At 64.1% G+C, this 23,373-nt stretch carries 18 protein-coding genes; 6 read left to right on the top strand and 12 right to left on the bottom strand.

Features of this window, described 5'->3' with window-relative positions:
* Positions 1-12 precede the first annotated feature (12 nt).
* From bcsB (U5768_RS02695) to U5768_RS02670, 6 genes are all read right to left on the bottom strand, one after another.
* Positions 13-2,337, bottom strand: a complete 2,325-nt coding sequence (bcsB, locus tag U5768_RS02695; protein ID WP_322028833.1) for a cellulose biosynthesis cyclic di-GMP-binding regulatory protein BcsB — start codon at positions 2,335-2,337, stop codon at positions 13-15.
* 40 nt (positions 2,338-2,377) lie between these two features.
* Positions 2,378-4,714: a cellulose biosynthesis cyclic di-GMP-binding regulatory protein BcsB gene (gene bcsB, locus U5768_RS02690; protein WP_322028832.1), complete on the bottom strand. Its 2,337-nt coding sequence runs from the start codon at positions 4,712-4,714 to the stop codon at positions 2,378-2,380.
* Positions 4,711-6,957 carry a UDP-forming cellulose synthase catalytic subunit gene (gene bcsA / locus U5768_RS02685; RefSeq protein WP_322028831.1) on the bottom strand — a complete coding sequence of 749 codons (2,247 nt, stop codon included), beginning with the start codon at positions 6,955-6,957 and terminating at the stop codon, positions 4,711-4,713. Before bcsA ends, bcsB (U5768_RS02690) begins: the two co-directional genes overlap by 4 nt.
* Positions 6,954-7,385, bottom strand: coding sequence for a BcsR/BcsP family cellulose biosynthesis protein (gene bcsR / locus U5768_RS02680; protein ID WP_322028830.1), 432 nt, complete (start codon positions 7,383-7,385; stop codon positions 6,954-6,956). Before bcsR ends, bcsA begins: the two co-directional genes overlap by 4 nt.
* Positions 7,386-7,484: 99 nt before the next feature.
* On the bottom strand, positions 7,485-7,904 hold the full coding sequence (gene bcsD, locus U5768_RS02675; RefSeq protein ID WP_322028829.1) for a cellulose biosynthesis protein BcsD: 420 nt from the start codon (positions 7,902-7,904) through the stop codon (positions 7,485-7,487).
* A gap of 277 nt (positions 7,905-8,181) precedes the next feature.
* Positions 8,182-8,490, bottom strand: coding sequence for a hypothetical protein (locus tag U5768_RS02670; RefSeq protein WP_322028828.1), 309 nt, complete (start codon positions 8,488-8,490; stop codon positions 8,182-8,184).
* Positions 8,491-8,875: 385 nt separating this feature from the next.
* On the opposite strand from U5768_RS02670, the gene U5768_RS02665 reads away from it, so the two are divergent.
* The gene (locus U5768_RS02665) at positions 8,876-10,897 is read left to right on the top strand and encodes an alpha/beta fold hydrolase (RefSeq protein WP_322028827.1); all 2,022 of its coding nucleotides are present in this window, start codon (positions 8,876-8,878) and stop codon (positions 10,895-10,897) included.
* Here the strand turns inward: U5768_RS02665 and U5768_RS02660 are convergent.
* Entirely contained in the window at positions 10,883-11,362 is a 480-nt protein-coding gene (locus tag U5768_RS02660; protein WP_322028826.1) for a monooxygenase family protein, read from the bottom strand. The two genes, U5768_RS02665 and U5768_RS02660, sit on opposite strands and share 15 nt — an antisense overlap.
* A 160-nt stretch (positions 11,363-11,522) precedes the next feature.
* Here U5768_RS02660 and U5768_RS02655 point away from each other — a divergent pair, with 160 nt between their 5' ends.
* The 4 genes from U5768_RS02655 (at position 11,523) to U5768_RS02640 (ending at position 15,040) form a co-directional block, all read left to right on the top strand.
* Complete coding sequence (locus tag U5768_RS02655; protein ID WP_322028825.1) at positions 11,523-12,632, top strand: patatin-like phospholipase family protein; 1,110 nt, start codon at positions 11,523-11,525, stop codon at positions 12,630-12,632.
* 12 nt (positions 12,633-12,644) lie between these two features.
* Positions 12,645-13,415 carry a hypothetical protein gene (locus U5768_RS02650; protein ID WP_322028824.1) on the top strand — a complete coding sequence of 257 codons (771 nt, stop codon included), beginning with the start codon at positions 12,645-12,647 and terminating at the stop codon, positions 13,413-13,415.
* A 15-nt stretch (positions 13,416-13,430) separates the two neighbouring features.
* The gene (locus U5768_RS02645; protein ID WP_322028823.1) at positions 13,431-13,646 is read left to right on the top strand and encodes a hypothetical protein; all 216 of its coding nucleotides are present in this window, start codon (positions 13,431-13,433) and stop codon (positions 13,644-13,646) included.
* 161 nt (positions 13,647-13,807) lie between these two features.
* On the top strand, positions 13,808-15,040 hold the full coding sequence (locus U5768_RS02640) for a patatin-like phospholipase family protein (protein ID WP_322028822.1): 1,233 nt from the start codon (positions 13,808-13,810) through the stop codon (positions 15,038-15,040).
* Between the two features lie 5 nt (positions 15,041-15,045).
* Here U5768_RS02640 and hydA read toward each other — a convergent pair whose 3' ends face one another.
* The 5 genes from hydA to U5768_RS02615 all read right to left on the bottom strand — a co-directional run bounded on the left by hydA (position 15,046) and on the right by U5768_RS02615 (position 22,269).
* Positions 15,046-16,503 carry a dihydropyrimidinase gene (gene hydA / locus U5768_RS02635; protein ID WP_322028821.1) on the bottom strand — a complete coding sequence of 486 codons (1,458 nt, stop codon included), beginning with the start codon at positions 16,501-16,503 and terminating at the stop codon, positions 15,046-15,048.
* 44 nt (positions 16,504-16,547) lie between these two features.
* Positions 16,548-18,050, bottom strand: a complete 1,503-nt coding sequence (locus U5768_RS02630) for an NCS1 family nucleobase:cation symporter-1 (protein WP_322028820.1) — start codon at positions 18,048-18,050, stop codon at positions 16,548-16,550.
* A gap of 67 nt (positions 18,051-18,117) precedes the next feature.
* Complete coding sequence (gene preA / locus U5768_RS02625) at positions 18,118-19,395, bottom strand: NAD-dependent dihydropyrimidine dehydrogenase subunit PreA (protein ID WP_322028819.1); 1,278 nt, start codon at positions 19,393-19,395, stop codon at positions 18,118-18,120.
* Positions 19,396-19,468: 73 nt separating this feature from the next.
* Positions 19,469-20,872, bottom strand: coding sequence for an NAD(P)-dependent oxidoreductase (locus U5768_RS02620; protein ID WP_322028818.1), 1,404 nt, complete (start codon positions 20,870-20,872; stop codon positions 19,469-19,471).
* 128 nt (positions 20,873-21,000) lie between these two features.
* Positions 21,001-22,269 (bottom strand): Zn-dependent hydrolase, encoded by a 1,269-nt coding sequence (locus tag U5768_RS02615; RefSeq protein ID WP_322028817.1) that lies wholly within the window; start codon positions 22,267-22,269, stop codon positions 21,001-21,003.
* Positions 22,270-22,609: 340 nt separating this feature from the next.
* Here U5768_RS02615 and U5768_RS02610 point away from each other — a divergent pair, with 340 nt between their 5' ends.
* A complete protein-coding gene (locus tag U5768_RS02610) occupies positions 22,610-23,329 on the top strand; it encodes a TetR/AcrR family transcriptional regulator (RefSeq protein ID WP_415913842.1) in 720 nt (239 codons plus the stop codon).
* The last annotated feature ends 44 nt before the right edge of the window (positions 23,330-23,373 follow it).

Below are 23,373 nucleotides of genomic sequence, written 5' to 3'. Positions count from 1 at the left end.
AAGGTTTCCTGATTATTGTTGCGCTTGCTGCGTTGCGCGCAGCCGTGCCTCAGCGGCTGCCTCGCGCCGTGCCTGACGGCGCCGCAAGGCTACGAACCCGCCGGCTGCCAGCAGCGCGAGCGCGACAACGCCCAGCGCCTTGAGCAGCGACGCGAGCGACACGCCGAACGAAGCCAGCCACCAGTCGAGGCCGCGCCAAAGCCCGAGATGCCCCACGTAATAGGTGTGTTCGCTCACGAGCGCATCGACTTCGTTACCGCGGATCGAGACCAAGCTGCCCTGGATTGGCTGCTTGTCGTAGTTCGGCACGCCCAGCAGCGCGGAAACCGCGTCCTTCAGGCCGTCGGGCTGGTTGCTGACCAGCATGACCACGCTGCGGCCCTTTTCCATCGGCGACTCGAAACCCGCGAGCACGGCGCTCACGCCCGGCCCCGTCCACGCGAGCGAGAGACGTCCGGGCGCGGTGTCCAGACGCGGATTCGAGTGGAACCACCCGCGCACGCGGCCCGGCAGATCGGAGAGCGAGAACCGCGCGCCGTGGTCGTACGCTGCGGGCATGTAAGGCGCCCAGTCTTTGAGCCACGCTTGATCCGCGCCCGTCGCGATCACGAGCAGGTCCTTCGTCGCCGGCATGGCGTCGATACGCTGGCCGCGCAACACGGTGACGCCGCGCGCCGGATAGCCGGTCGAGTCGCCCATGCGGCCCATCACGGCGAGGTATGCGCTGTACTCCTGAGGACCCGCGTTGGCGCCGAGCACGACGTCTGTGTCGGAGAGGTCGGCCATGCGCGTGAACGGAAAGCCCGCCTGGGCGAACGCGGCCAGGTCCGGCATGGCGATGTAGTGCGGATACGCCGACAAATCGAGCGTCGATTCGGGACCTATCGCGCCGCGCACGTTGTCGATGATGATGTCGCGGCACTCGCCCTGCTTGATGTAGTCGTACATGTAGCGGAACTGTAGCTGCGTGTTCGGCTGCAGGAGCGTTTCGAGCGGCACTTCCAGTTTCGCCTGGCGCGGCAGGCTGCTGTCGGGCAGCACTTCGGCGCGCAACTTGTCGCCGCCTTCGAGGCGCTCGAGCGGCAGCAGCGGAATCGACTTCATGAACTGGTCGCTCACGCTGAACAGCAGCGACGAGTTGACCATATAAGGCTGCGGCGTATAGCGGTAATGCAGGTCGATCGGCACGTTGGGCGCGTGCCAGCCGAACAGGTCGGGCGGCACGCGCGTATTGATGCGGATGAGGTCGGGGCTGTAGCCCGAGACGCTCAACTGTTTGGCGTCGATCAGTTCTCCGAACGACACGGGCCGGTCGGTGCGCAGCCAGCGCGGGGCGTCGTAAGGCTTGCGCGGCGCGAGGTCGGCGAAATGCGTGATGAGCGCGCTCGGGCCCGACAGCGTTTGACTGCCCGTGACCAGCGCATCGGCGGCCTGCTTGAGTTCCTTGCCGTCGCGGCCCATGACGAGCAGCAGCTTGCCGGTCGGATCGTTCGGGTTGATGACGATGGCGAGCGTCGGGCCTTGCAGCGGCGCGCCGGCAAGCGCCGCCTGCTGCGCGCCTTCGACGATGACGACCGCATTGCCCTGCGCGGGCGCGGTTCCGGGCAATACCGGGAAGTCCGCGCCGCGATAGCTCGCCAATGCGCCGAACCACGACGACACGGCGCCCGCGGCTTCCAGCGCGGCTGCATCGGGATTGCCCGCGAACACGACGGGCAGGTTCAGCCGCCGGATGTCCTGAGCGTCGAAGAAGGGCTTCGGCAAGCGCGCGAGATCGTTGGCCTGCGCCAGCGGCTGCGTGTCGATGCTCAGCGTGCTTTCGTTGCTGATGTTGGCCCACAGGCTCGAATGCAGTGGGTCTTCGCACTGCGTGGTGTAGTGGCCGATCAGTTGCAGACGCAACTTGCTGTTCGAGGTGAACAGATACGCGGGCAGCGCGATCGTGCGTTGCAGGCTCGCGCCGGCCGTGTCCCTCGGCACGGCGATCGAGGCCGCGACCTGGTCGTTGACCAGCACGTTGATGTGCGAAAGATCGGGCAGCAGCGCGGGCGAATACGCATAACGCAGATTCAGGCGCGCACCGCTCACGACCTGATCGTCGCGCACGCCGACTGGCAACGTATTGCTGCCGTCTACACCGCGCAGGTTGAGCGCGTATTGCGCACCCAGTTGCCGCAACGACCACGTCACGGTCGACGACGAAGCCGCCGCGGCGGGCTGCGCCTGCGCGAGGTTCGCGGCGTCGCCGCTCGCCGCGGCCTGAGCGTGCGCCGCCGAGGCGAACGTGCAGCCGAGCAGCAATGCAGGCCACGCCAGCGATACCGGCCGTACGGTCATGCGACGCGCGAGGCGTGCCCGGGAAATAGCAGGCCGTCTTTTAAACATGAGAACCTCGTCGTCCTTCTTCACGTTGCGATGTCTGGGGAATGTCCAGGCTCAGACGGCTCAGGGCACGCCGATGCAGCAATACGCCGCCGAGCAAACCGACGAGCACCACGCTCACGAGCGTCGCCGCGAGCAGCAGCACGATGTGGCTCGCGAAGAACCACTCGATAGCGAGCCGAAGCGGCAAGGAGCCGACGAAATAGTTCTGGTCCTTGTTCAGCGTAGTGAGGAAGCCGTCGTTCACGATCACGAGACTGCCGCCGATGGCGTCGTCCACGCGGTAATGGCGCGCCTGCAGCGCGTCTGCGACCGCGCTCAGGCCTCCCGGCGTATTGCCCGATACGAGCACCACGCTGCGGCCGCGCGCCAACGGCGACTCGAAACCGGCCACCATGCCGTCGTGGTCGTCGCTGCGATAAAGTGCGGCGATGTCGGCTTCGCGCCTGGCTTGCGTCTGGGCGCCAGCCAGCTTGTCCCACCACGTGGCGAGCCAGTTACCCGACGTCATGTCCGGAGAGAAAAACCCGCGCGGCAGATCGGCGCGCCATGTCTTGAGCAAAGGCTGGTTGTCGCCCGACGCGAGCACGAGGAGGTCCTTGCGGCGCAGCGTTTCGACTTCCGCCGGCGTGCCCACCGTCACACCCAGCACCGGATAGCCGGTGGCCTGCCCCATGCTGCCCATCAGCGTCAGATACGCGGAGTAGTCGTCCGCGACCGGTTGCGTGGGCAGGATCACGGCGGTTTCGGATAGATCGGCGAGGCGCGTGAACGGAAAGCCCGCGTTGGCGAAAGCGCCGAGATCCGGCATGGCGGTGTAACGCGGCAACTGCGAGATGTCGATTGTCGACGCCGGGTCGATGGCGCTCAGCAGCGCGCCGCCGGGCACGTCCTGCCAGTGGTCCTTCGTTTTGACGGCCTCGTATCGATAGTCGAATTGCAGCGTCGTCAACGGCGGCAGCAGATAGGTAGGAATGCGAATGATGGTGCGGCCGTCCGATGCGTCGCCTGGCAGCGGCAACGCCGCTATCGGTGTGTTGCCCGCCAGCACGTGCAGCGCCGAGCGCGTGGACTCCGGGCGCGCCGTATAGCGATAATGCAGGTTCAGCACCGCGCCGCCGTTGTTGAAGCCGAACAAGCCTGGCGGCAGGCGCAGGTCCACGTCGATTGCGCCGGGGCGGAAACCCTGAATCGTGAACCGGTTCGCCGGCAGCAGTTCGCCCAGCGCCACCGGCCGGTCGCCCGGCAGCCAGTTCGGTGCGTCGAAAGGCTTGCGCGGCGGCGCGGAAACCGGGCCGTCGATGCGGACCTGCGGGCCGGCAAGCGTCTTCGCGCCGAGCACCAGCGCCGTCGCCGCCGTGCGCACCTGCGCCTCGTCGCGGCCCGTGACCAGGAGCAGCTTGCCGTTGGGGTCGCCGGGATTGGGCACGATCGCAAGCGTGGGACCGTCCGCGGCGAGCGGGGCCAGGCCGAGACCCGGCAACTCGTCACGCAAGGCCAGCACGACCGCATGGCCATGCGCGGGCAACGCGCCGAGGCTCGCGGAAAAGTGCGAGCCGCGATAGCCCGCCTGCGCGCCCAGCCACGAGGTCACGATGCCCGCAGCTTCGAGGCGCGGCGCGCCCGGCACGCGAGGCAGCACGACGGGAAGGTTCAACCGGCGCACGTCGCGCGCGTCGAAGAACGGCGCGGGCAGTTGCGACAGGTCGCTGGAGAGCGCCACGGGCGCCACGGTCAGTTCAAGCGCGCTCTGCGGACCGGCCTTTAGCCACAGGTCGGGACTCAGCGGATCGTTGCCCTGGTCGCTGGCCTTGCTGTGGGCAATCAATTCGAGGTTGAGGTGATTGAACTCCGCAAGCAGCGATACCGGCAGATCGACCGTAACCTGCGTCGACGTGCGCGGCGCGGGTTCCGGCAATGCAATCGTCGCCCCCACCACGCTGTTGAGCAGCACGTTGAGGTGCGAGAGCGCGGGAAGCAGCGTGGGCGAATAGCGGTAGTCGAGCACGAGTCGCGCGCTGACCACGCGCTCGTCGCGGCGCAAGCCGAAGTCGATGCCGCCATAGGCGTCCTCGCCGAGCAAGGTCAGGCCCTGCGCCGCGTTTTGCCGCAATAGCGGGAGGCGATAGGTATACGTAGGCGTATCGCCGGACTCGGGGGCGGCTTGCGGCTGCGGCGCCGATGATGCGGGCGCTTCAGCCGTCACGGTTTGCGACGCCAACGAAGGCGCCGAAGCGGCGAGCGCGAGCGCGGCGAGCACGCAACCCCACAGGGGCGCCCACCGGCGTGTGCGCGCCAGGGCGCGCCAAGGCGACACATTGGCGTAAGTCACGATTGCTTCGATCCCAACCCGCTCGCCTGTGCGTCGCCCGAACGCGCGATGCGCTCGCGTGAGCCCAGCAAGAGATGGCGGAACAACTCCTTCAGCCCGCGCATGCCGACACCGAGCACCTCGAACAGGCTACGCAACGGCCGGTCGGGACGATAGCGGCCCCAGGAGGCGATCCAGCTATCGGCGCGCGAGAACGTCACACGCATCAGGTCGCGTTCCTGATCGATCGTCAGCGCCGGGAAACTCACGCCCACGGTGCGGCCGCGGCACACCTGCACCTCGGCGGGAAACTTGCCCTCGTAATCGTCGCGGAACACCGAGACCACGACTCGCTCGCCGCGCTGCGGCAGCGGTGCGTCCTCGGGCAGCACGAGCCCGAGGCCCCCGTGCGAATAGTCGCTTGTCCGGCACGCCACGCGACGCCCATCCGCGAGACGGATGGCGGCCGGCAACTCGATCTGCACGCGCGGCATAAGGCGTAGCTGCCTCGATTCGGCGGCCACGCCCGCCGCCGCGCTCAGATTCATGACGTTGTAGATCACCCAGACCAGGTTGAACAGAATGCTCATTGCCTCGGGCCAGCCTGGGCTGCGGATCAGTCCGGCCACACCCACGGCGAACCCGGCCAGGTTGATGAGCAGCAGCCCGATATAGGGCCGCGCCATCGCCCAGTCGAGGAAGGACTGCCGGATCACCCCGCCCTTGGACGTCACGTTGAAGCCCTTGCGTCCGGGAAACAGCACGGCCTGGATCGCGGGCAGAATCACGTACCACGCCAGCACCGTTTCGTAGACCTCGCTCCAGAACGAATGGCGAAAGCGCCCTTGAATGCGCGAAGCGCCGATGCTGGAAATCACGAGATGCGGGACGGCATAGGCCAGCACCATCAGCGCGGACGCATGAAAGACGTGCGCGCCGAAGAACAGATACGCCATCGGCGTAATCAGGAAGACAATGCGTGGCAGTCCGAAGAAAAAATGCATCATCGCGCTGAGGTAGCACAGGCGCTGCGGAATCGTCAGCCCGGAGATCAACAGCGGGTTGAACTGGCGGAAGATTTCCGCCATGCCGCGCGCCCAGCGAATCCGCTGGCCGATGTGCCGCCCCAGGCTTTCGGTGGCGAGCCCCGCCGCCTGCGGAATGGCGAGATAGCCCGTGTTGTAGCCCTTCATGCTCATCTTGAGCGCGGTCAGCGCGTCTTCCGTGACGCTTTCGGTCGCCACGCCGCCCACCGCGTCGAGCGCGGAACGCCGCAGCACGGCGCAGGAACCGCAGAAAAACGCGGCATTCCAGAGATCGTTGCCGTTTTGCAGCACCCCATAGAACAGGTCGCCCTCGTTGGGCACCTTTCTGTACGTTTCGAGGTTGCGTTCGAACGGATCGGGCGAATAGAACACGTGCGGCGTCTGCACCATCGCCATCTTCGGATCTTTCAGGAACCAGCCCATGCAGATCTGCAGAAACGAGCGTGTGGTGACGTGATCGCAGTCGAACACGGCGATGTACTCGCCGCTCGTTCTCGCGAGTGCCGCATTGAGATTGCCCGCTTTGGCGTGCGTGTTGTCGGGGCGCGTCAGATAATCCACGCCGGCCTGCTCGCAGAATGCGCGAAACGCTTCGCGGCGGCCGTCGTCGAGCAGATATACGCGCAGCTTGTCGGCGGGCCAGTCGAGCAGCGTCGCGGCCAGCACCGATTGACGCACCACTTCGAGCGGTTCGTTGTAGGTGGGGATGTACACGTCCACCGTGGGCCACGCCGACGTATCGGCCGGCAGCCGCGCAGGCCGGCGATGCAGCGGCCACAGCGTCTGGAAGTAGCTGCACAGCAGCATGAGCACCGCGTAGCCTTCAGCGAGCAGCAGCAAATAGCCGAAGGTTCTGTCGAGAGAGTTGGTGAACGACAGCGTCTGCGTCACGCGCCAGTAGAGGTAGCGCAACGACATGAACACCGACAACGCCACCAGCGACACCGTCAGCACACGGCCGCGAATGCGGCTCAGCACGAGCGCGACGCCCATGCACAGGATGGCGAACACCCACTGTTTCGATAAAGCCAGATGGACCGTCATGGCGGAAGTGAACAGCAGCACGGCCGTCAGCGTCACGAGCACGCGCGACCAACGCGAAGCGAGAAGCGACGCGCCTGCTTCAAGCAGCTTGTCGTCCCAGTCACCCGCATCGTCGCTTTGTCCCGCGCCGGCGGATTGTCGTTGCGGCCGCATCGATTTCTGTTTGACGTTCATGGCGCCCCGCGTTGCGAGTCGTCGCCGCGAGGCTCGTTGCGTTCCATCAGGCGCGCAAACACGCTGCTCAGCGCGGCAGGCTGCTGTACGGCCACGGGCTCGGGCGCAGGTTGCTCAATGGGCGCGGGTTCTGGAGCAGCGGCGGGAACGGAGCACGCGATCGGTTGCAATTCGGGCTGCAATTCGGCTTGCGGCTGGGGCTCGGGCGCCTCGGGCAATGTATCGGCTGTATTGGGAACATCGGTCGAATCGGCCGCGTCGATTTGCGCCAACGCCGCCGGCGCGACGGGGTCCGGCTCCGCCGCGTTCAGCGCGGACCAACGTCCACGCAGGCCTTGCATCTGCTCCGCCCTTTCCACTTCCTGGTACTGCGAAGGGCTTGCGTCCGCTACTTCGAAAAGATTCGCAATGTCCGATGCACTGCTCATGCCCCGACCCCGTTGTTTTCGTTGTGCTGTCCACCAACCCGCGTCTCGCGTGGCGCACCTTTTGTGCTTTTCTACTGCCCGGCCGACTGCTGCCTGCTTTTACTTGCCGAACAGGAAAACCATCGTTCCCGACGCATCCGCAGGACCTGCCGTGGTCATTCGCAACTGCGAATCGGCGCCCAGTTGGTGCATCCATGCTTCATAGGCCCCTTCCAGGAAGGCGCCGGCCCAGGCCACGTTCTCCGCGCCGAATACCGCCTTGAGCGGCGCGTGGTAATGCGTGAGCACGAGCCAGTCTTGAGCCTCGCGTATCTCGACCTGGCCCCAGTCCAGCTCGCCCCAAACCAGGTTCATGGCATCCCGCATCGCGGCGACGGTGGCCGCATCGGCCAGCGTGTATTGCCGCGCGAATTGCCCACCCGCGCCACGCATGAACTGGGTTAGAAGCCTGGGCGTGAGGTTCTGCGTCAACTCCTGCGTGAGGAACGACACGAACGGACGCCATTGCGGTGCTGGCATGGAATTCATCATCTGGTCATGCGCCCGGAACGAAGACGCACAGGGTCAACAGAATTTGCAGAAGCAGCCGTGTCGCTATGCGAGCGGCGACCGGCATGCGCGCGGCGGATTATACGTATTATTTTCGCCGTGTTTATTTTTTAATTTGACTGCATCGCTCAATTTGTCACGCCTGCGCGACAAATCAAATACGAAAACGTTTGCGCGTAAAAAGGGCCCGCAAGTCTTACGATGTTTCGGGTGACGCAGGCCTTTTTGAATTCGTGCGCTGCGGCCGTTATTTTTGACCGCCGTCCAGATCGCCTTCCCAGCGTGGGCCATGAATTTCGAGGTCGATTGCACTTTCTGGGTGCGAGTCGAACAGTTCCGCTCGGAATGCCTGCGCAATAGCCAGCCGTGCGAGATCTTCCGCGCACGCATGCGCAAACGTTTCGTCGTGCACGCGTGGCACCACCAGCGAAAATGGCTTCTGCGCGGAACCGATTCGAATAAATCCAACGCTGATACCGTGCACGACAATAATGCTGTAGCGCAGTTGTTCGTTCTGGTTTCCCCGACTACGAAACATGAATTCGGTCGTTTTCATTTTTTATTGTGTCTCGCCGGCGCGCTGGCGCGTGGCTGATTGAATGTGAATCGCGGCGAGAGAATAGCACCATCCGGTGCCGTGCTTTACATGGTTTTCGGGCGTGTATGTGCACGCGTGGATTCGCGAAGTGTTCGCGCAGAAGGGGCATTCGCGCGAGATCGATCCGATGCAAACGTTTGCTGAGCGTTCGCGCGACCGATCACCCTGCGTACGCAATTCAGATCAGGCTGGTATATATCGGTCTGCCGGCAGCAGCGCTGCGCCGTCCCCCAATTCGCCACGCGCTTTTGGCCTATGCGAACGGCCTCGATCCTTCATGACGCGTCCTGACTCATCACGCATGCCGCGTTGCCCCCGGTTGGCCCATGGGTTGGCCCATGGGTTGGCCCATATATTGGCTCCGGCGCTACCCCTTCTCGTTGTCGCGCTGCTTTCCGGCTGCGCGATGGTGCGCGTGAACTCGCTCGGCCCGCAGCAGTACTTTGCCATGCGGCGGGGAGACATCCTCTCGACTGGCCAGTTGAGCACGGCGACGCAGGCCACGCTGCGGGTCGCCGCCCTGGACGAAAGTTCGTGCCAAAGCGCGCCGCAAGCGTGTATCGACACGATCGCGACCGTCGGCGGACTCAACACCGATCAGCGACTCGCCAGCCTCGCCGAGCTATCGCTTCAGATGGCGCTCGCGCAAACGCCCGCGGCTGGCACTCCCTGGACCGACGCTCAATTCACCTCGTGGCTCAAGACCGCGCGTTACGCGTACGCGTTCCTGTTCCTCGGTCATCGCACGGCTGGCGAACGGGCATTCGAGGACCGCCAGACGCAGGTTCGCGACTACTACAATTACGCGGTTCAGGAACTTGCGGTCGCGTTGTTTCTGCGCGGCACATCCGGGATCGCCAGCGGCAATCGCGATTCCGGCAAGCAGTTCATAGCGGGCTGGACCATTCATATCGACCTGCAAGCCGTGCGACTGCCCGAAGGCGTGCGCGAACTCAGCGAAGTCATTCCGGCTGCGGGCCTGTCGTTCGCGGGGTTGCGCAACACCTACCGGCGCGACGGCCTGGGTGCGGAACTCGTTGCGGTCACGCAGGCTGCCGCTGCGCCCGGACCGGCGAGCGATACGCCAGGCAGCGCGACGAGCAGCACGCCCGCTGTCGAAGGCAATACGAACGCGAGCGCCAGCGCCACCAGGTGGTCCGCGCCGCGCTCGCGTCCGTTCGAGGAAATGCCTTCCCCCAACGTGACCGCGCTTTTGTCGTTTGGCAAAGGCACGCTCGAACAGGTGCTCGATTCGCAGGACGTGGTCTTTTCGGTCTACGATCCGTATCGCGTAGAGAGCGTAGATCTGAATGGACAGACGGTGCCGCTCGCGGCGAACTTCAGCGCGGGCTACGGCATCTGGCTCGCGCGCTCCGGCTTTGCCAGGCAGTCCTTGCGTTCGCTGTTCGGCCGCACGAGAGGCATCGATCGCCCGCGCGTTTACATGATGCAGCCGTTCGATCCGGACCGGCGCATCGTTCTGATGCTGCACGGCCTGGCCAGCAGCCCGGAAGCGTGGGTCAACGTCGCCAACGATATTCAGGGTGACGAAATGCTTCGCGCGCATTTCCAGGTGTGGCAGGTCTATTACCCGACCAACGTGCCCATACTCGTGAACCTCGCGCGAATACGGCAGGCGGTGCAACTGACCCTTGCGCATTTCGACCCATCAGGCGCGCTGCCCGCTTCGAACGGGATGGTGCTGATCGGCCATAGCATGGGCGGCGTGCTCGCGCGGCTGCTCGTCTCCTCGTCGGACGACACGCTATGGGTAACCGTCCAGAACAAGTACTTGCCCGAAGGAATCGACATCGTTCGCGAAGACGAGCGGCTCAATCGTCTACTGCGCTTTACGCCGATGCCGCAGGTCGAGCGCGCGATTTTCATCGCCGCGCCACATCGCGGCACGCCGTTCGCGAGCAATCGCCTTTCGCGTTGGGTCGCGAACCTGGTGCGCTTGCCGCTTGCGTTGTTGAAAGAGATGGACGAGATGCTGCAGACCACGACCAATGCGGATAGCACCCAACGAGCAGGGATAACCATTCCGGTTCCCAACAGCATCGAGCAGTTGCGCGAAACCGATCCCATCATCCAGGCGCTTTCGCAATTGCCGATCAGCCCAGATGTGTGCTTTCACTCGATTATTGCGCGGCGCCGCGAGACGGGCCCGCTAGAGGATTCCGACGATGGAGTCGTCCCCTATCGCAGTGCGCATCTCGACGGCGCGCTCTCCGAAAAGGTGATCGTATCGGGGCATAGCGTTCAGGAAACACCGGAGGCGATTTTCGAAATCCGCCGCATTCTGCACGAAGATATCGAGGTGTTTGATAACCACGGCGCGTGCGCGCCTCTACACGCCCGTTGAACCGCCAGAGGTTTGGTCCGCCGCCATTCGTTTTCGCGCGGTCATGAAAGGTCCGGTGGGCTGGTGCGCCGGTGCGAAGCGGTCGAAGCCCACGGGTCCTGGCATGTCGACATACACCGCCTCCATTCCATGCCGGCCATAGCTTTCGTGCCAGAAACCCGCGCCGCCGCTGTCACGCAGAAACTCGCCCCACCACTGCGAATGCGGCGCGCTGCGCGTAAAAGCCTCGAGGCTTTCGAGGTCGCGCCAATACTGGCGGATACCCACGTGATTGAGGCCGAAAAGGAACTGCTCGCTCGAAAGCAAGCCAGCAGGCGGATTCAACCCGATTTGCCGCAAGCCTTTGCCGATGCCGAACAAGGTAGCGATTCCCCGCAACCGGCGCACGCGAAAACCCAGGATGACGACTACCAGATCCGGATAAGCGCTGAGATCGACGGACCTGCGTGTAACGGAGGCTTGCATGGCGACTCCCGGCTGTTTACGCTGTAAGCATAGCCCCCGAGGGCTTTGCCATGCTGGAGGTCGCGCCGCCCGCCCTCACCGCTTCCTGACGCGGCATTCACAGCACACGCATTCCCTCTCGCGCGTACGATTGCGAGCAACGCGATGACGAGAGAGAGCCATGACCCCGAGCGGCGTGCAGCAGTCCCTCCCCAACGTTGCATTTGCCTTGCAAGGGGGCGGTTCGCACGGCGCCTTCACGTGGGGCGTACTCGATCGATTGCTCGAATCCACGTCGCAGGGAACGCCGTTCAATGTCGCGGCCATCAGCGGCGCGAGCGCGGGTGGAATCAATGCGGCGCTCTGCGCGGCAGGTCTCGCGAGCGGCGGCGCCACGAAAGCGCGCGAGATGCTGCGCGCGTTCTGGGAGGCGGTCTCGCGCGCGGGAACGCTGGCCGGCAATGCGCTTTTCGGCTTTTCCGAGCCCGGACCGTTCGGCGGCTGGAATATCGACTGGAGCCCCGGCGCCATTCTGGCTGAGGTCGTGGGGCTCGTCGCTTCGCCTTACGACAATCCGTTTTATCGCGATCCGCTTGGACCGCTGATCCGCTCCATACTTTCGCAAACCGATCTCGCCACGCTCAATACAAAGAGCGGAGCACCGCAGCTTTTCATTTGCGCGACCAACGTACGAACCAACGAGCGCGCCATCTTTACGCAGCCCGAAATATCCGTCGAGGTGCTGCGCGCGTCCGCGTGCCTGCCGAACGAATTCCGCACCGTGGACGTCAACGGCGTGCCGTACTGGGATGGCGGCTATCTGGGCAATCCGCCCTTGGCGCCGTTGATCGCGCACGCTCAGGACCTGATCCTGATCCTCGTAAATCCGTTCGTGCGCCGCGACATGCCGCCAAAAAATGCGCGCGGCATTTTGGACCGGCTCAACGAAATCGGTTTCAACGCTTCGGTCGTGCTGGAAATCAACGCGATCGAGGCGGTCAACCGCGTGCTAGATTCGGTTGGCGAAGAAGCGGCGCGCAAAAGCCGCTTCAAGACCGTCCGTTTTCACCTGATTCGCGACGACGACTTTCTCGCGAAGTTCGGTCTCGTATCCAAGACCAGCACGTCCTGGGCGCTGCTCGAAACGCTATTCGATCGTGGGCGCGAGGTGGCGGACATATGGCTCAAAAACGACTATGCGAAACTCGGTGAAGCGTCTTCGCTTGACATCAGGACTGCGTTGCTCGATCCGACGCTCAAGCAATGCAAAGGCGGTCACACGGAGTCTTGAGGAGACAATTCAATGCCGTTCGAATATATCGATGTCGAAACAGCAGTTCAGCGCGACGGTTTGCGTATGGTCGTGGTCGGTGGCGTTCCGAGCCCGTGGAGCGAAGCGGCCAAGGGCATCCTGCATATCAAGGGCATCGAGTGGTCCGCGGTGCGACTGGCCTACGACAGCGAGACGCTGAAGCAATGGGCGGGGGAACTGAGCGCGCCCGTGCTCATGTACGGGCAGGAGCGGCCGCGCCGCGGTTGGGCGGAGATCCTGCTGCTCGCGCAGCGATTGGTCCCTACCCCTTCGTTGCTGCCGGAGGACCCCGCCGCGCGTGCGCTGGCTTTCGGGCTGGCGCATGAACTATGCGGTGAATGCGGCCTCGGGTGGTCCCGCCGTTTGCAACTGATTCATGCGGGCTTACGGAGTGAAGGCGGCTTTCCCGATCGGGTCGCGAAATATCTGGGCAAGAAGTATGGGTACAGCCCCGAGGCCGGTGAGGCCGCGGCCGGTCGCGTGAAGACGCTGCTAGGAATGTTCGCCGCGCGTTTGAAGGCGCAGCGCGAGGCCGGCTCGCCGTATTACATCGGCGATTCGGTGACTGCGGTCGATGTGTACAGCGCCGCCGTTCTGGGGCTGCTTCGACCGTTACCGCACGAAGCGTGTCCGATGGACGCGGGCGTGAGGACGGCTTTCGAAACGCGTGATCCGGAGACCGACGCGGCACTCGATCCCATTTTGCTCGCACACCGCGATCTGATGTACGCGCGGCATCTTGCGTTGCCGCTTTCGCTGTAGACGAAGTGAGCCCAGATGGACACCGAGTTTTCCAGACTGCCCGTCTACTTCTACGGCTACGACGAGATCGAAACGTTTTGCCTGTCAAAAAGAGAGCAACTGGTTCAAGAGAACGTAGGTTTGATACTCGGAATCCTGCGCGGCGGCGCCATCCCCGCCCTGATGCTTTCGCAGATGTTGGGCTTGTCCGTCGACTTTGTACACTACAGACTCAGCGCTTTCGATTCATGACCGGCCCGGCGCCAGCCGTCGAGAAAGCCTTCCAGCACGGACGAAACGATTGCGATCTTCCTGTCCCGGTGCAAACGCTGAAGGCGCGTACAGTGTGATCTATCGAACATAAAGCGGCGCGGCGTCGGCGCTAGCCTTTATTTTGTTCGACCGGAGGTCATATGCCGCGCTTTCGAATCCTTTCCCTGGATGGCGGCGGCACCTGGGCATTGATCCAGGTCCGCGCGTTGCAGGAGATCTACGGTTCCGATAAAACCGGGCACGAAATCCTCCGCAATTTCGATATGGTCGCCGCCAATTCGGGCGGGTCGCTCGTGCTGGGCGGCTTGATTGAAAACTACCCGTTATCCAGAATCCTGAATCTGTTTCAGGACGCCGCGAGCCGGGCCAGTATCTTCGCGCCGCTCGGCGGCATTGCCGGCTTCGGCAGCAAGTTGCTCGAAGACGCGCTGGGGCTTGGGCCGAAGTATTCGGCCTCGCGTAAATTCCTGGGCATTCAGGCGGCGTTGCCGAGATTCGGCGGCACGCGGCTTGACGAGTTGCCGAAGGAGTTGGACGGCGGCGCCGGGCAGTGGCCCCGGATCGTCATTCCCGCGTTCGACTACGACCTGCGGCACTGCATGTTTTTTCGCTCCGACACGGCGAGTCTCGCCAACAACACTATCCGGCCCCAGGCGCCCACAGTGGCCGAGGCAATCCACGCCTCCACCAATGCGCCCATCGATTACTTCGACCAACCCGCCATTTTCCCGGTCAACGCGAATTACGCGCCCCATCGCTTTTGGGACGGCGCCGTAGCGGGCTACAACAACCCTGTGCAGGCGGCGGTACTGGAGACGAAAGCCAACTGCCAACGCTATGAAATCGCGGACACGCCCATCGTTGCCCTGAGCATCGGTACCGGCAATACCAGCCTGCCGCTGGTCGAGCCCGGCTTGCCCGATACGAAGGACGTCGAACTGGTTCTCCATCAACAGTCCTTCGGCCTCGCAACCGATATCGGTACGATGGCGAGGAGCATCGTCTCCGATCCGCCCGACGCCGCCACCTTCGCCGCGTATCTGACGCTGGGCGGCGCGGGCTGCTGCAATCCTTGCACGCCGTCGATCGGCGGCCCGCTCGTGCGCATGAATCCCATGATTCGGCCTTGCTGCACGGACGGCAACTGGACGCTGCCGTGCGGCCTGAATTCAGCCGACTTCGCGGCGCTCGTCAGGCTGGACATGGATGCGACTGAGCAATCAGACGTCGATCTGATCGCGAAGTTCTGCGACCTCTGGATTCAAGGGCCGGTGCCCAACCAGGCAGTGCGGACGAACGAACTGTTCGAGACACTGATTGGCCAGGATACGTTCGAAGCCGCAAAGCGCGTGTGGCTGGACATCAGCCAGTGATATCGCTAGCCGGGTGCGTCGCCCTCGCGGTGCACCGGTTGCGTCTCCTTCAGGCTCTTCGCCAGCCGCGACGCCTGCAAATAGCCGGGATTCGCGGGCCGCTTCAGGTAACGCCCGGCGCCGCGCCGCGCGCGCAGGTCGCCGTCGGCCCATACCAGCTCACCTTGCGCGACCGTGTGCGTGGGCACGCCGCGCACGGTCATGCCTTCGAAGACGTTGAAGTCGACATTTTGATGATGCGTTTTCACCGAAATCGTGCGCGTGGCCTGCGGGTCCCACACGACGAGATCGGCGTCGGCGCCGATCGCCACGGCGCCCTTGCGCGGATACAGGTTGAAAATCTGCGCGGCGTTCGTGGAGGTCACGCGCACGAACTCGTTCGGCGTAAGCCGGCCCGTGTTTACGCCCTGGTCCCACAGCACCGCCATGCGATCTTCCACGCCGCCGCATCCGTTCGGAATCCTTGTGAAATCGTTGCGGCCCATTGCCTTTTGCGAAGCGCAGAACACACAGTGATCGGTTGCCGTGGTGTGCAGCAGTCCGCCTTGCAGGCCGCGCCAGAGCGCGTCGCGATGCTCTTTCGTACGGAACGGCGGGCTCATTACGTGGGCGGCGGCGCGTGTCCAGTCCGGGTCGCGATAGACGGCCTCGTCGATCACCAGATGCCCCGCGAGCACTTCGCCGAACACGCGCTGCCCTTCGCCGCGCGCGCGGGCGATGGCTTCCAGCGCGTCCTTCGCCGAAACGTGGACGATGTACACCGGCACGCCCAGCACCTGCGCAATGCGAATGGCGCGGTTCGCCGCCTCGCCTTCGACCTCGGGCGGCCTTGAAAGCGGATGCGCCTCCGGCCCCGTGAATCCGCGCGCCAGCAACTGCCGTTGCAACTGGAAGACAAGTTCGCCGTTTTCGGCATGCACGGTAGGCAGCGCGCCCAGTTCGAGCGAGCGCGCAAAACTGTTCACGAGAATTTCGTCGTCGGCCATGATGGCGTTCTTGTACGCCATGAAGTGCTTGAAGCTCGACACGCCATGTTCGTTGACGAGCAGCCCCATGTCGCGATGCACGCTCTCGTCCCACCACGTGACCGCTACGTGAAAGCCATAATCGGCGGCGGCTTTTTCGGCCCAGCCGCGCCACTCGCGAAAGGCGTCCATGAGCGGCTGCTTCGGGTTCGGAATCACGAAGTCGATGATCGATGTCGTGCCGCCCGCGAGTCCCGCCGCCGTGCCCGTATAGAAGTCGTCGCTCGCCGTCGTGCCCATGAACGGCAGTTCCATGTGCGTGTGCGGGTCGATGCCGCCCGGCATCACGTACTGGCCGCCCGCATCGACCACGGTCGCGCCGGCCGGCGCCTCAAGGTTTTCGCCCACGGCCTGGATCACGCCGTTTTCGCAGAGCACGTCTGCGCGCCAGCTCTTATCCGCGTTGACGATGGTGCCGCCTCGAATCAGGATCGCCATGATGCCAAGTCTCCTTCAGTTGAACGATTTCACGCCGTAACGCTTCACGCGCTCGCAACGCTCGGGCGCCGGCTTTTGCCAAGCTTCATCATCACGCCGTAGACGAGCGCCGCAATGGCGAGCCCCACGAACCACGCATAGGTGTAAATGCTTTTGAACGCATCGGGCACGGAGCCAAACACGTTCGGGAATGCGGTGTTGAGGAAGCCAGGCAGATTGGGCAACACGCCTAAAACCAGCGCAATGACGGCGGCCGGGTTCCAGCCGTTCGAGTAAGCGTATTCGCCGTTCTCCTCGAATAGCTCGGCAGTATTCAGGCGTGTGCCGCGAACGAGGAAGTAATCGACGATGAGAATGCCCGCCACGGGCCCGAGCAGCGCCGAATAGCCGACCAGCCAGGTGAAGATATAGCCCTGCGTGGTGGCGAGAATTTTCCACGGCATCATCACGATGGCAATGCCCGCGGTAATGAGCCCACCCGCCTTGTACGAGATAGCCTTGGGCCAAAGGCTCGAAAAATCGTAGGCGGGGCCGACGAGATTCGCCGCGAGATTGCAGCACATCGTGTCGAGCGTGAGAATGATGAGCGCAATGCCGACGCCCACGCCTTCCATGCGGCTCGTGAGATCGATAGGATCCCAAATCGCCTTGCCGTAGATCACCACCGTGGCGGATGTCACGACCACGGAAACCACCGAAAGCAGCGCCATCGGAATTGGCAGACCGATCGCCTGCCCCACGAACTGGTCCTTTTGCGTTTTCGCGAAGCGCGTGAAATCGGGAATGTTGAGCGCGAGCGTGGCCCAGAAGCCCACCATGGCCGTGAGGCTGGGCCAGAACGTCGCCCAGAAAAGGCCTGCTTTCTTGCCGCCCGCCGCGAACTGCGAAGGTTGCGAGAGCATCGAACCTACGCCGCCTGCCTTCGAACAGGCCCACCACACGAGCACCACGCACATTACGACCTTGATGGGCGCGGACCAGCTTTCGAGCCAGCGGATCGAATCGGTGCCGTGCAGGATGAAATAGAGTTGCAGCACCCAGAACACGAGGAAGCACGCGCCCTGACCGATGGAGATGCCGAGAAACGGCAACGCATCGCCCACCAGCGCGTTGTGCGTGAGGATATTGGCGAGCGTATAAATGGCGCTGCCGCCAAGCCACGACTGGATACCGTACCAGCCGCACGCCACGATGGCGCGCAACATGGCGGGCAGCTTCGCGCCCTGGGTGCCGAACGAGGAACGCACGAGCACCGCATAGGGAATGCCGTATTTCGTGCCCGCGTGTCCGATCAGCAGCATCGGCACGAGCACGATGAGATTGCCGAGCAGAACCGTGAGCACCGACTGCCACGGCGACATGCCCTGCTCGGTGAGGCCGGCTGCGAGCATATACGAGGCGATGTTCATCACCATGCCCACCCACAACGCCGCGAAGTGATACCAGTGCCAGGTGCGCTGCGCGGCGCCGGTCGGCGCGAGATCGTCGTTGTATAGCTCGCTTTCGGCGCGGCGCGCGGCGGCGTCGCCTGTCAATGGCTGACTCATGGTTGCGATTCTCCGTGGCTTGTCGTTGGTTTGGTCTGGTTTGGTTTGGCTCGGCGCGGTTTGCGCGTCAGGCGGCTTTCGGATCGGCCACGCGGGCGGGGTTGTTCGGATGGGTAGTCCAGTTCGCGTAGCGGGCCGAGTCGACGCGCTCCATCGTGATGCATTGGTCGACCGGGCACACATGCATGCATAAATTGCACCCGACGCAGTTCGCGTCGACCACTTCGAAGTGGCGCTTGCCGTCGCGCGTGGCCGTAATGGCCTGATGCGAAGTGTCCTCGCACGCAATGTGGCAGAGACCGCATTGGATGCAGCGGTCCTGATCGATGCGCGCCTTGATGTCGTAGTTGAGGTTCAGGTACTGCCAGTCCGTGACGTTGGGCACGGCGCGCCCGCGAACGGCGTCGAGATTCGCATAGCCCTTGTCGTCCATCCAGTTCGATAGGCCGTCGATCATGTCGCTGACGATTCGGAATCCGTAATGCATCGCGGCGGTGCAAACCTGCACGCTTCCCGCGCCTAGTACGATGAATTCGGCGGCGTCGCGCCAGTCGGAAACACCGCCGATGCCGGAGATCGGCAAGCCGTGCGTTTGCGGGTCGCGCGCGATTTCCGCGACCATGTGCAGCGCAATCGGCTTCGCGGCGGGACCGCAGTAGCCGCCGTGCGTACCTTTGCCATCGACGGTGGGCAGCGGCGCCATCGCGTCGAGATCGACGCCCACGATCGAGTTGATGGTATTGATGAGCGAGACGCCGTCCGCACCGCCTTTCATCGCCGCGCGCGCGCCATGGCGTATGTCGGTGACGTTGGGCGTGAGTTTCACGAGGCAAGGCAGGCGCGTGCCCTCCTTCACCCACCGCGTGACCATTTCGATGTATTCGGGCACCTGTCCCACGGCCGCACCCATGCCGCGCTCGCTCATGCCGTGCGGGCAGCCGAAGTTCAACTCCACTGCGTCGGCGCCCGTGTCTTCCACCTGCGGCAGTATCCACTTCCAGTCTTGCTCGGTGCACGGCACCATCAGCGAGACGATGAGCGCGCGGTCGGGCCAGTCGCGCTTCACCTGAGCGATTTCCTTGAGGTTCACTTCGAGCGGCCGGTCGGTAATAAGCTCGATGTTGTTCAGCCCCGCCATGCGCTGGCCGCGCCAGGTGGTCGCGCCATAGCGCGAACTCACGTTCACCACGTGCGGGTCGAGCCCGAGCGTTTTCCAGACCACGCCGCCCCAGCCCGCCTCGAAGGCGCGGTTGACGTTATAGGCCTTGTCGGTGGGCGGCGCGGAGGCGAGCCAGAACGGGTTGGGCGATTCAATGCCGGCAATCGTGCAGCGCAGGTCGGCCATGGTGCGACTCCTTGGTATTGTCGGGATTCGATGTGTTTGCGCGGCGCAAGCGGCGCAGTTCAAGCCGCGCAGTTCAAGCCGCTTGAGCGGACTGCCTCGCAAGATAGCGATCGATCGCGCGCGCGGCGAGCTTGCCGTCCTGCACGGCCTGCACGGTGAGGTCAGTTGCGCCGTGGCCCGCGCAGTCCCCGCCGGCGAATACGCCTTCGATGGATGTCGCGCCGTCCGCATCCACGGCAATGCGCGCGCCGCCCGAAGTCAGTTGCAGTGCATCGTGGCCCGCCGGCCCAACCAGGCCTTCAGGCACGAGCTTTTGGCCAATGGCTTTCAGCACCATGTCGGCTTCCACCCGCACGATTTCGCCGGTGCCGCGCAATGCGCCGCCGGCATCGAGCGCGGTGCGCTCGAACTCCACGGCCTCCACGCGGGTGTCGCCGGTAATGCGCAGGGGCTTCATCCATTCGACCAGCGCCACGCCCTGCACGCGCGCGAATTCCTGTTCGGCCCACGTGGCGCTCATCTGCGTCGCGCCGCGCCGGTACGCGAGCATCACCTGCTGCGCGCCCAGCTTGCGGCTTTGCACGGCGGCGTCGATGGCGGTATTGCCGCCGCCGATCACCACCACCTTGCGGCCCACGGCCAACGTAGAAAGATCGTCGGCCTCGCGCAAACGTGAAATGAATTCCACGGCGTCGAGCACGCCGTCGAGCGTTTCGCCTTCGATGGAAAGCGCGTGCGTGCCGCCGAGCCCCGCGCCGATGAATACGGCGTCATACGCGGCTCGCAATTCGGCGAGCGTGACGTCGCGGCCCACGCGCTGGCCATGCCGCATTTCGATTCCGCCGATGGAAAGCAGCCATTGGACCTCGCGTTGCGCGAAGTCGTCCACTACCTTGTACGCCGCAATGCCGTATTCGTTGAGGCCGCCCGGCTTGGCGCGCGCGTCGAACACACTCACGCGATGCCCGGCAAGCGCAAGCGTATGCGCGCATGCGAGCCCCGCCGGTCCGGCGCCGACCACGGCAACGCGGCGTCCCGTATCGCTTGCGCGCTTGAAGAGCGCCGGCGCACCCGCGGCCTCGCGCGCCGTCTGGAAGTCGGTTGCATGGCGCTGCAGCGCGCCGATCCGAACTGGTTCGCCATCCTGATGATTCCGGACGCATGCGCCTTCGCAGAGAATTTCGGTTGGGCACACGCGCGCACATGCGCCGCCTAACGGATTGGCGCTCAGGATATCGCGCGCCGCGCCCTTGAGGTTGCCGTTGCCGATCTTGCGGATAAAGCCCGGAATGTCGATGCCGGTCGGGCAGGCCGCCACGCATGGCGCGTCGTAGCAATAGTGGCAGCGGTCGGCGGCAATGACGGCTGCGTTGGGCGAAAGCGGCGGCGTGACGTCGGCGAAATTGCAGTCTAGCTGCTCGGCGGTGAGGCGGCCAGGCGCCATGCCGTCGGCGGCATTCGAGTTGGGCTGGGACATCCGGATGCTCCTTGCGAGGCAAAACACGGGTCCGCCGGCTGTGCGTGACGCGAGCAGCCGGTACGTGGGGAAAACGTGAAAGACAGCGCGGCTCTCAGGCCGCTTGCGTTGGGGTCAAGGCGTTACCACTAGCTCGCGGGTTCGCTCGCGCGTTCGAGCATGGCATGCAGCAATACATTCGCGCCTGCCTCGATCCATTCAATCGTGGCGTCCTCGACCTCGTTGTGACTGATGCCGTCGATGCACGGCACGAACACCATCGAAGTCGGCGCAACCGTCGCGAGATAGCATGCGTCGTGGCCCGCGCCCGAAACGATCTCGCGGTTCGAATAGCCGAAGCGCCCGGCCGCCGCGCGCACGGAATTCACGCAGGCCTTGTCGAACGGCACCGGCGCGTAATAGAAAATCTGTTCGACCTGCGTTTCCAGCTTGCCTTGCTCTGCAATCCTCACAATGCCTTCCCGAAGTTCGGCGTCCATCTGCGCGAGGACGTCGTCCTGCGGATGCCGGAAGTCGATGGTGAAAAACACCCGGCCCGGAATCACATTGCGCGAATTCGGATGCACCTGCATCATGCCGACCGTCGCGCAGGCCAGCGGCGCGTGGCGCAGGCCAATTTCGTTCACGAGCTGCACCACGCGCGAGGCGCCCAGCAGCGCGTCGCGGCGGCGCGGCATGGGCGTGGGGCCCGCATGCGCTTCCTGGCCCGTGAGCACGACTTCGTACCAGCGCTGCCCTTGCGCGTCCGTCACGACGCCAATGGTTTTGTTCTCGGCTTCGAGTATCGGCCCCTGTTCGATATGCAGTTCGAACGCCGCGTGAATCTTGCGGCCGCCGCACGGCAATTCACCTGCATAGCCAATGCGCTTCAATTCCTCGCCGATCGTCTTGCCATCGACATCCTTGCGCGAAAGCCCGTAATCGAGCGTGAAAACGCCCGCGAACACGCCGGACGCAACCATCGCGGGCGCGAAGCGCGAGCCTTCCTCGTTGGTCCAGATAACGGTTTCAACGGGGCGCTCGGTTTGAATGCCGTGGTCGTTGAGCGAACGGATCACTTCGAGGCCGCCCAGCACGCCATAGATGCCGTCGAAGCGGCCGCCCGTGGGCTGCGAATCGGCGTGCGAGCCCGTCATCACGGGCGGCAAGTCGTTGTTGCGCCCCGCGCGCCGCATGAACACGTTGCCCATCTGGTCGACGCTCACCGTGCAGCCGGCTTCCTTTGCCCATTGCACGATGAGATCGCGTCCCTGCTTGTCGAGGTCGGTGAGCGCGAGACGGCACACGCCGCCTTTGGGCGTGGCGCCGATTTTCGCCATCTCCATCAGGCTGTCCCACAACCGCTGGCCATTCACGTGGATCGCGGTCGTCAGCGCGGCTTCGCTAACTGCGTTCATGCGTGTTCTCCTGTCCGTGTTCGTCAAACGTGCATTCGTGCCGCCTTGTGGGGCGGGAAGAGCCATGTCGGTGCATGCGTTCAGGTTTCTCGCGGCTCCCGAAACCGCGCTGCGCGAATCCTGTCCGATTGGACAGGTTGTAGGCGATAAACTTCGCGAATTCAATGCGGTGTTACCAGCGAGAAGCGTGCCATCCATGCTGCAGTGCGCGAAAACGCGGCCGACTGCCCGCGCGTTTTCCCCAACGGCAGCGAATGCACGAGGCGCTTACATCGTGACTACAATGAAGCCGACAGGGGCGCGGCCGTGCGCCGCCTCCTCCCTTCCGAACGGACCGATCATCATGCGCGACGACGAACCCACCACGCGAGCCGCGGCCCACGCGATGCGAGGCACGACGCACGAACGGGAAGCCGCTGACGCAGCGCACAAGCCGCGGCGGCGCAAAGCCGCCATACGCGAGTCGAACGAAACGCATCTGCTCGCCTGCGCGGAGGCCGTGTTTGCCGAACGCGGCTTCGAAGGCGCGAGCACGGCGCTCATCGCCGAGCGCGCGGGTTTGCCGAAAGCCAACCTCCATTACTACTTTCCGACCAAGCTCGCGCTCTACTGGCGTGTGCTCGACGATCTGTTCGAAGAATGGAACGCGGCCGCCGACACCTTCGACGCGAGCGACGATCCCGTGCAAGCCATTGGCGGTTATGTGCGCGCGAAGATGGAACTCTCGCGGCGCAGGCCGCTTGGCTCAAAAGTGTGGGCGAACGAGATCATTAGTGGTGCGACACATATGCAGGACATTCTGCTCAAGCGCGTGAAGCCGTGGATGGAAACGCGCGTAACGCTGATCGACCGCTGGATTGCCGAAGGTCTGCTCGCGCCCGTCGATCCGAAAACGCTGCTTTTCATGATCTGGGCGACCACGCAGCACTATGCCGACTTCGAGGCGCAAATTCGTGCGCTTTCGGGCAAGCGCGCGCTATCCAATGCGGGATTCGAGGCGAGCACCGAGGAAGTCGTGCGATTGATTTTGCGCGCGAGCGGCGCGCGCTCTCCCGGGTAATGAGCGAAGCGGCAACGGTGTGCCGCTCGCTTCGCCCGAAGCAT

It is taken from the genome of Paraburkholderia sp. J76 (assembly GCF_905220295.1).
Taxonomy (GTDB): Bacteria; Pseudomonadota; Gammaproteobacteria; order Burkholderiales; family Burkholderiaceae; genus Paraburkholderia.
This window is presented reverse-complemented; position numbering and strand designations above follow the sequence as displayed.